The organism is Microbacterium sp. HM-570, assembly GCF_054165885.1.
This window is the reverse complement of record NZ_CM135111.1, coordinates 755,437-767,273: the sequence shown is the minus strand read 5'-3', so window position 1 is coordinate 767,273 and position 11,837 is coordinate 755,437. Positions and strand designations below refer to the sequence as shown.

General features: G+C 68.4%; 9 protein-coding genes. 2 read left to right on the top strand and 7 right to left on the bottom strand.

Going from position 1 to position 11,837, the window contains the following annotated elements:
- Window positions 1-628 precede the first annotated feature (628 nt).
- Entirely contained in the window at window positions 629-2,005 is a 1,377-nt protein-coding gene (locus ACT9TC_RS03605; protein ID WP_458042852.1) for a zinc-dependent metalloprotease, read from the bottom strand.
- Between the two features lie 203 nt (window positions 2,006-2,208).
- Between ACT9TC_RS03605 and ACT9TC_RS03600 the strand changes: the two genes are divergently transcribed.
- Both ACT9TC_RS03600 and ACT9TC_RS03595 read left to right on the top strand, forming a co-directional pair.
- Window positions 2,209-3,327, top strand: a complete 1,119-nt coding sequence (locus ACT9TC_RS03600) for a YlbL family protein (RefSeq protein ID WP_458042067.1) — start codon at window positions 2,209-2,211, stop codon at window positions 3,325-3,327.
- Between the two features lie 123 nt (window positions 3,328-3,450).
- On the top strand, window positions 3,451-6,381 hold the full coding sequence (locus tag ACT9TC_RS03595) for a UPF0182 family membrane protein (protein ID WP_458042066.1): 2,931 nt from the start codon (window positions 3,451-3,453) through the stop codon (window positions 6,379-6,381).
- 254 nt (window positions 6,382-6,635) lie between these two features.
- On the opposite strand, the gene ACT9TC_RS03590 is transcribed toward ACT9TC_RS03595, so the two are convergent.
- The 6 genes from ACT9TC_RS03590 to ACT9TC_RS03565 are packed head-to-tail and all read right to left on the bottom strand — an operon-like array spanning window position 6,636 to window position 11,817.
- Complete coding sequence (locus tag ACT9TC_RS03590) at window positions 6,636-7,529, bottom strand: prenyltransferase (RefSeq protein ID WP_458042065.1); 894 nt, start codon at window positions 7,527-7,529, stop codon at window positions 6,636-6,638.
- Window positions 7,526-7,831, bottom strand: a complete 306-nt coding sequence (locus ACT9TC_RS03585) for a lycopene cyclase domain-containing protein (RefSeq protein ID WP_458042064.1) — start codon at window positions 7,829-7,831, stop codon at window positions 7,526-7,528. Before ACT9TC_RS03585 ends, ACT9TC_RS03590 begins: the two co-directional genes overlap by 4 nt.
- Window positions 7,828-8,190 (bottom strand): lycopene cyclase domain-containing protein, encoded by a 363-nt coding sequence (locus ACT9TC_RS03580; RefSeq protein WP_458042063.1) that lies wholly within the window; start codon window positions 8,188-8,190, stop codon window positions 7,828-7,830. Before ACT9TC_RS03580 ends, ACT9TC_RS03585 begins: the two co-directional genes overlap by 4 nt.
- A 5-nt stretch (window positions 8,191-8,195) precedes the next feature.
- The gene (crtI, locus tag ACT9TC_RS03575) at window positions 8,196-9,770 is read right to left on the bottom strand and encodes a phytoene desaturase family protein (protein ID WP_458042062.1); all 1,575 of its coding nucleotides are present in this window, start codon (window positions 9,768-9,770) and stop codon (window positions 8,196-8,198) included.
- Complete coding sequence (locus ACT9TC_RS03570; protein WP_458042061.1) at window positions 9,767-10,744, bottom strand: phytoene/squalene synthase family protein; 978 nt, start codon at window positions 10,742-10,744, stop codon at window positions 9,767-9,769. The genes crtI and ACT9TC_RS03570 overlap by 4 nt, the downstream gene beginning before the upstream one ends.
- Window positions 10,741-11,817, bottom strand: a complete 1,077-nt coding sequence (locus tag ACT9TC_RS03565) for a polyprenyl synthetase family protein (RefSeq protein WP_458042060.1) — start codon at window positions 11,815-11,817, stop codon at window positions 10,741-10,743. Before ACT9TC_RS03565 ends, ACT9TC_RS03570 begins: the two co-directional genes overlap by 4 nt.
- Window positions 11,818-11,837 lie beyond the last annotated feature (20 nt).

The window sequence follows — 11,837 nt, the reverse complement described above, 5'->3', positions numbered from 1 at the left end:
TGCCGGCGCCGCCGACCACGACCGGAAGATGAACGCGGTCCGCGCGCAGGTGCGGCGCAGCACGCCGCGGATCGAGCACGTGCCGCGCGAGCATCACCACGACATCCGCCCCGGATGCCTCATCTCCGGTTCGATCGTGTTCGCCCGGATCGGCCTCTTCGATGACCGTCACCCGGTACGAGGATGTCTCGAGGGCCATGCGCATCGCGACGACGAGCGGGTCGCCCGAGCCGCCCCGTGGCGCCTCGAGCACAATCCCTCCGGGAGCACTCCGGCTTTCGAGATCGATCCGGAGGAGCGCCGAGCCCAGGCGTCCGAGAAAGGCGCGGACCTCGCGGGGATGAACGCGCTGCAGCTCCGCCCAGACCTCCACACCCGAATCGGGGAGCCCGCGCGTGAGCTCGAACAGGAGGCGCTCCTGCCACGGCGAGACATCCGTCAACCGTGACCGGGCATGTTCGCCGAGCTGCATCGTCGTCGCATCGCGCCAGAGCGGGGTGTGGGTCTGATCCAGACGGAGCATCACGGTCATCCCGCGATTGTGTCGTGTCCGGAGGTCGACGGCAGGGGATTCCACAGGTCGGGGCAGAGGCCCGGGCTCAGCCGCCCCTGTGGAGGACGGACGGTGTCAGCGCACCGGTCCGTCAGGCGCTCCGCCGCCGACCGCGGACTCGCCGTCCTCGTCCGAACCGGAGTCCCCGCCCGCGTCCTGATCCGCCCGCGGGTCGGACGACTCCTCGCCGGCGAGGATCCGGGCGATCGCGTCGTCGAGCTCATCGAGTTCCGTCTCGGGGGCGTCATCGCCGAGAGCGCGCCGGCGAAGGCTCTCGGTGATCCGCGACGGGTCGTCGATGTCCTCGGAACTGGGCATGAAGTCGGCGTAGTCCCACAGCGAATCGCGGGCTTCGACACCCACGGCCTCGGTGATCGCGCGCCACATGGCGGCCGCTTCGCGCAGACGTCGGGGCCGCAACTCCAGCCCGACGAGCGACGCGAGCGCCTGTTCGGCGGGCCCGCCCGCGGCGCGGCGTCGGCGGACGGTCTCGGCAATGGCCGCGGCCTTGGGCAAGCGCGCGGTCGCGTCCTCGGTGACGACGTCGACCCACCCCTCCACCGTCGCGAGGAGGCTCTCGAGGCGCGCGAGCGCCGCCCGTTGGGCCTCGGTGTGCTCGGGCAGCAGAGCGCCGCTTTCGAGCGCGGTGCGCAGCTCGTCCGGGCGGGAGGGGTCGAATCGGGACGCGAGGTCTTCGAGAGCATCGGTGTCGACATCGATCCCGCGCGCAAACTCGGTGACCTGCGAGAGCACATGCAGGCGCAACCACTTCGCGTGCCGGAAGAGGCGGGCGTGCGCGAGCTCGCGCACGGCGACCGCCAGAGCGAGCTGATCGTCCGCGATGTCGAGGTCGCGGCCGAAGTCGGCGAAGTTCTGCGGCAGGATGGCTGCTTCGCCGGCGGGCATCACGGGGATGCCCACGTCGCCGCCGCTGATTACCTCGGTCGAGAGCTGCCCGACGACCTGGCCGAGCTGGGTCGCGAAGAGCGATCCACCGAGCGAGCGCATGACCTTGCCCGCGCCCTGGAGGAGCGGCTGGAGCTCTTCCGGTGCGTGCTCTGCAAGCGTGCGGGTCAAGGCATCCGTGATGCTCGTCGCGACGGGTTCGGCGAACTCCTGCCAGACGGGCAGGGTCGCGCTCACCCATTCGGCGCGCGTGATGATGCGGGGGGTCTGTGCGAGTTCGGAGATGACGGTCGCTTCGCTCAGCCACAGATTCGCGAGCGTCAGCGCGCCGTCCAGATCGACGCGGTCACCGTCGGTCACGCTCAGCCCGCCGGTGCGAGCGAGCTGCAGGGCCTGCTGCTCCGCAACACCCCAAGGGATGCCCTCTCCGGCCGCCATCGCGCCGCGCAGTTGCTGCTGGACCATTGCCATCATGGCGGGGTCCAGCGGCATGCCGGTCAGCCGCTCGAACTGCGCCGGATCGATCTGTCCGCCGCCTCCGAGCATGCGCCGCAGAAGCTCTTCGAAGTCGTCCTCGGGGTTCTCGTCGCCAGGCACTTCAGCCGCCTCTCAGCGTCGTTCGGGTGGGTGGTTCTACGCTAGTCGCAGCCGACTGCGGCCCCGCCGGGGTTGAGCCGGCATCGCTTACGCCGTTCGCGAACGGCGCCCGAAGTCCCGTTCCGTCCTGCGGAGCGAAGAAAGGTCCCACCGTGGCGCTGTTCGACGAAGACGTCCGGGTCGTGCCCGCGCAGCGACCGCCCCTGCGGCGTTCCACAAGGATCGGCATCATCTCGCTCGCGATCGCCCTGGTATGCCTGGCGACGCTGACGTTCCTGCCCACGGGGTACGTGATCCAGCAGCCCGGCCCGGTCTACAACACGCTCGGTACGGCGACGGGCGCGGATGGCGCGGCCGTTCCGCTCATCGAGGTCGAAGGCGCGGAGACGTTCGAGACGACGGGCGCTCTGGACCTGACGACCGTCCAGGTCGTGGGCAACCGCGAGCGGACGCCCACGTGGCTCGAGCTCATGGGCGCCTGGTTCGACCGTTCTCGCGCGGTCGTGCCGCTCGACTCCGTATTCCCGGCGGGTCAGACCAGCGAACAGCGCTCCGAGCAGAACGCGCAGCTCATGGTCGACTCGCAGCACGAGGCCACGGTCGCGGCACTTCGCGAGCTGGGGTACCAGGTCGACTCGCGGGTGCGGATCCACTCGCTTCCCGAGGGGTCACCCGCGGAGGGTGTGCTCGAGCCGGACGACATCGTCCTCGCGGCGGAAGGGCAGGTCGTGAGTGACGTCACGGAGCTGCGAGACATCATCCAAGAGACGGAGGGCGCGCCCGTCGCGCTCACGATCGAGCGCGACGGTGCGCAGGCAACGGTCGACGTCACCCCCGTCTTCAACGAGAACGACTCGACCTACCAGGTGGGCGTGTCGACGATCGTCGACTACGACTTCCCGGTTGAGGTCACGATCCAGCTCGACAACGTGGGCGGCCCCAGCGCCGGCCTGATGTTCGCCCTCGGCATCATCGACACGATGACCGCGGGCGAACTCAACGGGGGACTGCAGATCGCGGGCACGGGCACCATCACCGCAGACGGCGTCGTCGGACCGATCGGTGGTATCCGACAGAAGCTCTACGGGGCGCGGGGTGCGGGGGCGGAGTTCTTCCTCGCACCGGAGGCGAACTGCGACGAGGTCGTGGGACACATTCCCTCGGGTCTACGTGTCTTCTCCGTCGCCGACCTGGACGACGCCATCACCGCGCTCGACGCCATCCGCGACGGCGGCGACCTCGACGCCGTTCCCGCCTGCGCGGCGCCGTAGGGCCATAAGAGCGGCGCCCGAGGGCGCGTCGAGAGCCGCCGTAACCGAAACGTGGCCGGTTACCCGGTGTTTTCCCGGGCGCCGGGCGGACGTCGCGGAAAACCGGGCGCCTAGACTGGTGGGGTGACCACGACTTCCCCGAAGCCAGCGGCCCCCAACACCACACGACGCGTTGTGACCATCTCCTTGGTCATCATCGCCGTACTGCTTGTCGGGTTCTTCATCTTCGCTTCCCTGTACGCAGACTTCATGTGGTACCAGCAGCTCGGGTTCGACTCGGTCCTGGTGACACAATGGCTCGCCCGCGCGACGATGTTCGTCATCGGATTCCTCGCGATGGCCGTTCCCGTCTGGCTGACGATTCAGCTCGCCTACCGGCTCCGACCGGTTTATGCGCGACTGTCGAGCCAGCTCGATCGCTACCAAGAGGTCGTCGAACCGCTCCGTCGCCTGGCGATGTGGGGGATCCCCGTCTTCTTCGGTTTCTTCGCGGGCTTCTCGACGTCCACGCAGTGGGAGACCGTGTGGCTGTGGGTCAACGGCGTCACGACCGAGACGACCGACCCGCAGTTCGGTCTGGACATCGGTTTCTATCTGTTCGCGATGCCCTTCTACAGCGCCGCGCTCGGGTTCATCTCCGCCGTTCTGCTGATTTGCCTAGGCCTCACGGGTGTCGTGTCCTACCTCTACGGCTCGGTCCGTGTCGGTCAGCGCGAAGGTGGGCGATGGGAGCTGCGGATCTCGAAGTCCGCGCGTATCCAGCTTGCGATCCTCGCCGGCCTGTACCTCGTCGTCCAGGCTGCGAGCCTGTGGCTCGACCGCTACAAGACGCTGAGCGAGACGGGTGACCTGATCACGGGACCCGGATACACCGGTGTCAACGCCGTCATCCCCGGCCAGGCGATCCTCGCCGGCATCGCCATCTTCGTCGCGCTGCTCTTCTTCGTCACGGCTGTCATCGGCCGCTGGCGCTTCCCGCTCATCGGTACCGCGCTCTTGATCGTCTCGGCGATCGTCGTGGGCGTCGGCTACCCGTGGATCGTCGATCGTTTCCAGGTCGCGCCGAATGAGTTCTCGCTCGAGGAGCAGTACATCGAGCGAAACCTCGAGATGACGAAGGTCGCTTACGGCATCGATGGTCTCGAAAAGACTGAGACGACCGCCGTGACGAATGCCGAGCCCGGCGCCCTTCGCGAGGATGCGCAGACCACCGCATCCATCCGCATCATGGACCCCGCGATCATCAGCCCGACGGTGCGCCAGCTCGAGCAGTTCCGGGCCTACTACCAGTTCACCGACCCGCTCGATGTCGACCGCTACGAGATCGACGGAGAGTCTCAGGACACCGTCGTGTCGGTCCGTGAACTCGACATGGAAGCTCTGGGCACCGCCGGTACGTGGCAGAACCGCACCGTCGTGTACACGCACGGCTACGGCCTCGTCGTCGCCGCGGGAAACCAGCGCACGAGCGATGGCAATCCCGTCTTCCTCGAACGCGGAATCCCGGCAACCGGCTTCCTCAGCGAAAGCGAGAACTTCCAGCCGCGCGTGTACTTCGGCGAGCAGTCGCCGGTCTACTCGATCGTGGGTGCGCCCGAGGGCTCAACCCCCGTGGAGCTCGACTACCCGCGCGGTTCGGAAGAGGGTCAGAGCGAGACGAAGACCACGTTCGAGGGTGACGGTGGCCCGAAGATCGGCACGTTGTTCGACAAGCTGATCTACGCGCTCAAGTTCCAGTCCACCGACATCCTGCTCTCGGACTACGTCAACGAGGACTCGCAGATCCTCTACGACCGCGACCCGAAGACCCGCGTGCAGAAGGCCGCTCCGTACCTCGACCTCGACAACGACCCGTACCCGAGCGTCGTCGACGGCCGGATCGTCTGGATCGTCGACGGATACACGACGGCGTCGACCTACCCGTACTCGCGGACCGTCAGCCTGTCGGATGCGATCGCCGACACGACGAACCTCAACCCGCGGTTCACGATCGACGACATCAACTACATCCGCAACTCGGTCAAGGCCACTGTCGATGCCTACGATGGCAGCGTCACGCTGTACGCGTGGGACCCCGAAGACCCGCTCATCCAGGCCTGGCAGAAGGTGTACCCGGCCACGATCAAGCCGATCAGCGAGATGTCCGCCGAACTGATCAGCCACGTGCGGTACCCGACCGATCTGTTCAAGGTGCAGCGCGCCACGCTCGGCCAGTACCACGTGAACGACGCCCAGTCGTTCTACCAGCGCGACAACGCGTGGTCCACGCCCACCGACCCGCAGGACTCGAGCTCGACCCGCTTGCAGCCGCCCTACTACCTGACGATGCAGATGCCGGGCCAGGACGAGCCGTCGTTCTCGATGTTCACGACGTTCATCCCGCCGGGAACGGGCACGGCTTCGCGAAACATCCTCACGGGTTACCTCGCGGTCGACGCTGACGCCGGATCCGAGAACGGTGTGAAGGCCGAAGGGTATGGTGCGCTGCGAATGCTCGTCGTGAGTGCCGACACGACGGTGCCCGGCCCCGGTCAGGTGCAGAACACGTTCGATGCCGACCCTGTGGTCTCGTCGCAGATCAACCTGCTGCGACAGGGCCAGTCCGAGGTGCTGAACGGAAACCTGCTGACGCTCCCCGTCGGTGGCGGGTTCTTGTACGTGCAGCCCGTCTTCGTTCAGTCATCCGGTGGAACGCAGCTGCCGACGCTGCAGAAGGTGCTGGTGGCCTTCGGCGACGAGATCGCCTTCGAGGACACGTTGAACGAGGCACTCGACACGCTCTTCGGTGGCGACTCGGGAGCGGATGCTGGTGACGGCACGGTCGAGCCCGACCCGGATGCGACGCCCGGTGACCCGAGCGCGCCACCGACGGACCCGTCCGACGGTGGCGGCACGAGCGTCGACGTTCAGGAGCAGGCGCTACTGAACGACGCCCGCCAGGCGATGCTCGAGCGCGACACCGCGCTGCAGGCCGGCGACTGGGCCGCGTTCGGTGAGGCCGACGCCCGTCTGACGGACGCCATAGACCGCCTGCTCGAGCTGACCGCCGAGTAATCCACGTCGCACACGAGACGGTGTCACCCCTCCGGGTGGCACCGTCTTGTGCTGTGGGCGCGTTTCATCTCCGCGCTCCGCGCTCCGCGCCTCGCTCAACGCCCGCGCCCGGTCGTTGAGCCTGTCGAAACGACCCGTTCCCCTGGCAGTAGATGTCAGCTCTCGCGTCGTGGAGCCGCATTTAGTGCCAGGGGAGCGGTCCGGCTGGGCCGCAGGGTGAGGCCCCAGGGTGAGGGGCCCCAGGGCGCGGCGACTCACGCCGTGAGCAGCCACCACCACACGAGCAGGAGCGTGACGCCGAAGCCCGCGAGCTGGTTGATCCACAGGAACGCACGCCACCCCCGCGTCGCCTCGTGCGAAGCGGCATCGCTGACGCTGCGGTACGGCCACACGGCGACGAGGTAGGGAATGACGAGCAGCCCGGCGAGCGGCCCCGGCCACTCCGACGCGAGCATTGTCAGACCCGAGAGCGCGTAACAGACCAGCGCGAAGCGGACGGTCCAGGCGGCGCCGTGCGCGGTCGCAATGGAGGAGATACCCGCCTCGCGGTCGGCCGAGACATCCTGCACCGCGCCGAAGGCGTGGGATGCGACGCCCCACAGTGCGAACGCCACGACGATCGCGACCAGCCCCGGCGTCCAGGCGACTCCGGCGAGCACGAAGCCGTAAACGGCGGGTGAGACGAAGTGGATGCTGGATGTCACCGAGTCGGCGAACGGCACCTCTTTGAGCCGCAGCGGGGGAGCGGAGTAGAACACGACGAAGAACAGACTGAGCGCGAGCACGAGCCACGACAGCGGCCCGCCGACCCAGACCAGGAACACCACGAACGGCAGGCACGAGAGCCCCGCGGCCCACAGGGTGACGGGGTGCAGGCGTCGATCGAGGACGGCCCCGTGTGCACCGCCCTTGCGCGGGTTACGCATGTCGGATTCGTAATCGAAGACGTCGTTGATCCCGTACATCGCCAGGTTGTAGGGGATGAGGAAAAACACCGTGCCGACGATCAGCACCGCGTCGATCTCGCGCGTCGCGAGCAGGTACGCGGCCGCAAACGGGAACGCCGTGTTGACCCAGCTCACTGGCCGTGAGGACACGAAAAGAGTGCGGATGATTCGACCGACGCCGATTCGCTCCGCGCCGGTCATGCGGGCTCCTTCGGCGTCAGGAGTGTCCAGATAGCGGGGATCAGGAAGGCGGCCGCGAGCGGGTAGGCGAAGTCCTCGACGGGCGCGAGGGCGATGTAGAGGCCACTCAAGTGTTCGGGCGGGTAGGTGAACAGCCCCGCGGCGATCATGATGTTGTCGAAGACCGCGGTCAGGGTGAGCAGCGCGAGCGCCGCGAGCCCCGACGCGGCCATCCGACGGGCGAAACGTTCGCGCCGTGCGGTCAGGATCGTGACGAGGGCCGCCACGAGGAGGAACGGGACGACGATCAGCGGGTAGGTCATCCGCGCGTACCCTCGTCGGTTCCCGCTGCGGGCGCCGCTGTTCCGTCCCGACGAACAAGAATGCGGAATGCCGCGGCCCAACACACGAGCGTCAGGTAGCAGAGGAAGGCGAGGAAGAAGAGTTCCTCGAGCGGCAACTCAGGAGCGAGCATGATGCCGGTGTAGAGGGCGCTGCCGCCCTTCACGAAGACGCCGGTCACGATACCCGCGGCATCCCAGGCGAGAAAGAACGCGACCCCGATCGCGACCGTTGCGAGGGTCCGGCCGCGAGCCACCCAGAACGCCAGTCGGAAGCGCCGGTCGATGAGCGCGATTCCCCCCGCCGAGACGAGGATCGCGAGAAGGTACAAGCCCGGCACGACGTTCAGTCTGCCACGGCATCGAGAACTGGCTCGCGCACCCTTCCCGCTCCATCGTCGCCGCGGACGCGCTTGAGGACGAGTTCGGCCGAGATCAGGCACATCGGGAGGCCGATCCCGGGCAGGACGTCTGCGCCGGCGTACAGCAGTCCTTCGACCCTGCGCGAAGCATTCCGCGGACGGAATACGGCGCTCTGCAGAAGTGTGTGGGACAGCCCGAGCGAGTTGCCGCGCCACGTGTGCAGGTCGCTCGCGAAATCGGCGGGGGCGATTGTGCGGCGGACGACGATCCGATCCGCGAGGTCCGGGATACCCGTCCACGCGGCGATCTGATCGATCACGGCGTCTGCCGCGGCCTCGATGCGGGGACCTCCCGCGCCGTCCACGCCACCGTGGCCGAGGGTCACATCCGCCGGCATCGGAACGAGCACGAACAGGTTCTCGTGGCCCGCCGGGGCGACGGAGGGGTCGGTGGCGCTCGGTCGACACACGTACAGCGACGCCGGATCGGGCACGTACGGTTCGTCCCCGAAGATCGCGTCGAAGTTGCCGCGCCAGTCCTTCGTGAACACCAGCGTGTGGTGTGCCAGACGTGGCAGTTCGCCCTCGACGCCGAGCAGCAGGAGCAGGGCACCCGGGCTCGGCGTGCGCTTCTTCCACCAGGACTCCGGATACGTCTGGCGCTCCGGGGGTAGCAGCTCGGTCTCGAGGTGGTGGAGATCACTCGCGCCCACCACGAGGTCGGCGGGCACGAAACGGGTCGTTCCTGAAGCATCCTGAACCCGCACGCCGACCGCTCGCGAGCCGGCGGTCTCGATCGCGACCACCGGTGTGCCCGTCTCGATCGTGACGCCCCGCTCGCGAGCGAGACGCGCGATGGCGTCGATGATCGTCGTGAACCCGCCCATCGGATAGGCGACCGAATCGCCCAGGTCGAGATGGCTCATCAGGTGGTACAGGCTCGGCACGTCGAACGGCGAGCCGCCGAGGAAGACGGCGGGGTATCCCATGACCTGGCGGAGCCGCGGGTCGGTGAATCGGCTCTCGATGTGGCGATGCAGCGGGCGCGTCAGCAGGGGGAGTAACTGGGGAAGTCGGCGGAGCAGGGCGGGGTCGCGCAAGCCCTTCGTGGACGCATACGAGTCGTAGAGGAAGCGCGTGACCGAGAGTTCGTAGGCGTCCTGCGCCGAAGCGAGGTAGTCGCGCACCGCGGCGCCCGCTCCCGGTTCGATCCCCTCGAAGAGCTCGGCGACGTGATCGACGCCGGAGCGGATCTCGAGCGGCTCGGCATCGCCCTCGGTGTAGACGCGGTACGCGGGGTCCAGGCGCTCGAGCTCGAGCTCACGCTCGGCGCTCGTGCCGAGCAGCCGGAAGAAGTGGTCGAACACCTCCGGCATCAGATACCAGCTCGGCCCCGTTTCGAAGCGGAACCCTTCGTGCTCCCAGGAGCCCGCCCGGCCGCCGAGAGCATCCCGGGCCTCGAAGAGCGTGACGGAGTGGCCGTCCGCTGCGAGCAGGGTGGCGGTGGCGAGCCCCGCGATACCCCCGCCGATCACGACGACTCGTTGGGTGGAGCTCATGAGCGTGTTCCTCGCGTCGGTCGTTCCTGGGTGGGGTGTTCCTGTGTCGAAGGCACGTTCGGGCTGGGGGAGGGCGCTTTCTCCCTCGACGGCGTCCGGGGCGCGCGCGGCGCTGCCCCCGCCGCGGCCCGAGCGAACAGAGCTGCCTTGACGGGGTTCGGCACGCGCACCCGGCCGACCGAGGCATCCGCTTGCCGAAGACGGGAGCTCAGCTCGGCGAACAGGTCGTGTGCGCATGTCACAGCGCGGCGCGAGTCCCGCGGTAGTCGGGGGATGACGGATGCCGCGGCCGCGAGGTCCGCGTCGATGTCATCGAGTACGGCCGCCCGAGTCGTCGGCGAGCCGTCGAGTCCCAGGTAGTCGCGCCCGAGGGCGTCGCTGTCGTGGCCCGCATCCCGCAGGAAGTTGACGTTCTGGAAGGCCGCGCCCAGTCGTCGGGCGCCCGCGACGATCTCGGGGTCCGCCGGTCCGGGGTTCTCGCTGCCGGCGTTCACGAAGGCCTGCACGCACATCAGGCCGACGACCTCGGCCGACCCGTAGACATAGGCATCGTGGGATGCCGCGTCGTGCTCCGTGACGGTGATGTCCGTGCGCATCGAGGCGAAGAACGGCCGGACGAGCGCCTCGTCGATCGCACACTCGCGCGCGGTGAGGGCGAACGCGTGAACGACGAGATTTGCGCTGAATCCGGTGCGAATGGCCTCGAGCGTCTGTGCCTCGAGCGCGTCCAGCTCGCGCGCCTCCTCTTCGGCGGTCAGTCCCGCCTCGCGCGCGGGCCCGTCGACGATCTCGTCCGCGACACGGACGAGCGCGTAGATGCTGCGGACGTGCGGTTGAACGCGGGGACCGAGCAAGCGAGACGCGTAGCCGAACGAGGTCGAGTAGCGGGAGATGACGGTCTCGGCCGCGGCTCGGGCCGTGCGGTCGTACAGGTCGAGCCCGGTGGTGTCGCGGGATGCTGAACGGTCGGTCACGGAATACGCGCCTCTACAGCGGTCACGAGGTCGCCGAGCATCCGCGCGGTCGCGGGCGGCACGTATCCGGGCACGATGAGGGCGCGCGCCTCCGCTAGGGCGTTGTTCACGAGCCGTTCCAGCTCGTTGCGCGCGCCACTGCCGTCGAGCATGTCCTGCGCGTGCCGAACCGCGATCGGGCCCGTGTGCGCGAGCGCGAGCGCGTCGCTCACCTGTGACCAAGACGCGGTGGCTCGGGCGAGGGCGATCAGCGCGGTCTGCTTCGCCTCGCGCAGATCGGCACCGGCCGGGCGACCGGCCTGCTCATCCGTGCCGAAGGCGCCGATCAGGTCGTCGACGAGTTGGTATGCCAGACCGAGCCGGCTGCCGAACTGCGCCAGCATCTTTTCGACCTCGGGGCTTGCCCCGGCCAACAGAGCGCCCGCGCGAAGGGGCGCGGCGAATGAGTACACGGCCGTTTTGTCGTGCGTGACCGCCAGGATGTCGGCGGCCGCGGGCTCCTCATCGAGAACCGAATGGGCGACGTCCGCGAACTCGCCCGCGGCCGAGACCAGCACCGCCTCGTCGAGCAGATTCAGCAGACGCACGCGCTCGTCCTCGGAAGCGGGGCAGAGCGCAATCAAACGCTGAGACTCGTGCAACAAGAGATCCCCGGCGAGGAGCCCAGCGGCATCGCCGACGAGCGCGGCACCCGAGGCATCCGCGCCCCACTGTGTCGCGTAAATCCGGAACTGACCGGAGACGTTCGGAACGCCGCGACGCATCGTGTCGTGGTCGAGGATGTCGTCGTGCATGAGGAACGCGGCGTGCAGGAGTTCGAAAGCCGCGGCGACGGGATAGACGCAGCCGTTCGCGGAAGCGTCGCCGCCGAGCGACTCGAACGTCGCGACGACGAGCGCGGGACGAAAGCGCTTGCCGCCCTGTGTTGAGCGGTGGATCGCGGAGCCCAGTTCGGCGAAGACGCCGCCGAACGGCTGAGCACGATGCTCGATCCGGGCCAGGGCGCCGTCGATCACCGCATCGATCTCGGCTCGCGCGACGGAGCCCACCAGACCGGTGGCGATCAGGCTCATGACGGGAGGCTCATGACGCG